Source organism: Viscerimonas tarda (assembly GCF_054601255.1).
Genome location: NZ_BAAHWV010000114.1, coordinates 1 through 1,799, shown reverse-complemented (window position 1 = coordinate 1,799; position 1,799 = coordinate 1). Strand labels below are relative to the sequence as shown.

At 50.9% G+C, this 1,799-nt stretch carries 1 protein-coding gene; it reads left to right on the top strand.

Features of this window, described 5'->3' with window-relative positions:
- The coding region (locus ACYPWY_RS16140) for an FG-GAP repeat domain-containing protein (protein WP_459686572.1) at positions 1–1,799 on the top strand (1,799 nt) is incomplete at both ends.

Genomic DNA, 1,799 nt, shown 5'->3' with positions numbered 1-1,799 from the left:
TTACTTACACCGTTACCTGCAACGGCGAAACCAGCGCCCCCGCAACGGCTTTCCTGCTGCCGGGAAACAAGGGCGACGATATTAAGAACGAGATATGCGCCATCCCGGCGGTGCCGTTTAACTGGGTATTTGGAACACCGGAAACAAGTACGCAGACTGTACTACCTCATACGCCGTGGTATGTAGCCGATTTGGACAATAACGGCTTGCCGGAAATACTGGCCGGTAACGGTGTTAGCGATGTTGCATCGATGAATAATCTTGTTTTATTTAAAGACGGCAATCTTCAGGATACATACGAATTTAACCTCGTTGCGCTTGCCGGAATTGCCGGTGGTACATTCACAAGCTTCTTTCATTATACTTATTATCACGGCTCTCGCGGTTTTTCGCGGTTTTCAAACGGAAAAGGCGCTGTTGTAGCGCTGGGTACCGATGGTTACATCTATGCATTCGAATACGACACGCCCGGTGGCACACCAACCTTAACATTCAAATACAAGAGCGACCAGCCACACGGCAATACACTGTTTACCCTGCCAGATAATATCATTCAAATGACAGGCCGAACCATCGGCTTTGCCGATTTCGATGGAGACGGCGAAGCGGAAGTTTATGTTGGTAATAAGGTTTTTTCGCTCAATGGCCTGAACTACCTTTGCGGTTTGCCGGATACCCCTCTTGCCAACTGGAAGTACAGCGACCCTCTTTATCAGAACTGTGGCTGGAATTCACAAGGCACCAATAATAATATTTATTCCGACCCTTTTGGCATAAATGTTACGCCAGCGGCCGGTTTATCTGCCGGAGGGCTGACTGTTGCCGTTGACCTGGATTACGATGGCCACCCCGAACTGATATGCGGGGGTAAAGCCTACAAGGTAACAAATACTGCCGGCGCTTGGAGCATGGCGCTTTACAAGTCGGCGCCGGAAGTCAGTACCGGTGTGATTACCAACATTGGCGCCATCCCCATCACAAACGATGGCTGGGCCGGAATCGCCGACTTCAACAAGGACGGCCACCCCGATGTGCTGGTGTCGTATAGCTCCCGCCATAACCTTGCAATGACGGGGGGGGCCGAGGCCGTTCGTAAATCTTATGTCGCCCTGTATGCATGGGATGTACACAACGATGCCATCCTGTTTGCCGACACCCTGCAAGCCAACGTCAACTCCTATCCCTTTATCGGCGATGTTGACGGCGACGGCGAACTGGAAATTGGTCTGACAAAAAGTGCGAACTTGGTACAAGCTTCCGTTAACAACAATAATACAAGCTACGATGCTCGCCTGCAGGTGGTGAAGATACCAACAGCTTTTGGCGTTACAAGCAGGCTGACCAGAAAATGGGAGATTCTTACTTACGAAACCGGATGTCGTACAGGGATGACAGTGTTCGACTTTAACAACGATGGCAAAATGGAAATTGTGTACCGCGATATGCAGAACCTGCGCATCATGAACGCCGAAACCGACGGCTCGCTAACCGACCTGATTACATATTCGCAATATTCGGCAACAACTTACGAAATGCCGGTAATAGCCGATATTGACGGCGACGGCACAGCCGATATTGTGTGTGCAGGTGGAATTGGCGGTAGTATGACTGGCGCTAACTACAGGATGCAGGTCTTTCGTTCCGGTAGCTCCCCTTGGGCTCCCTCGCGCAATGTCTGGCACCAGTACGCCTACAACCCCACCTTTGTAAACGAAGACCTGACGGTACCCGTTCATGCCATGAATCCGGCCACCAAATTTATACAGGAAAACGGCGCTGCCACGCAGCCCTACAATAAC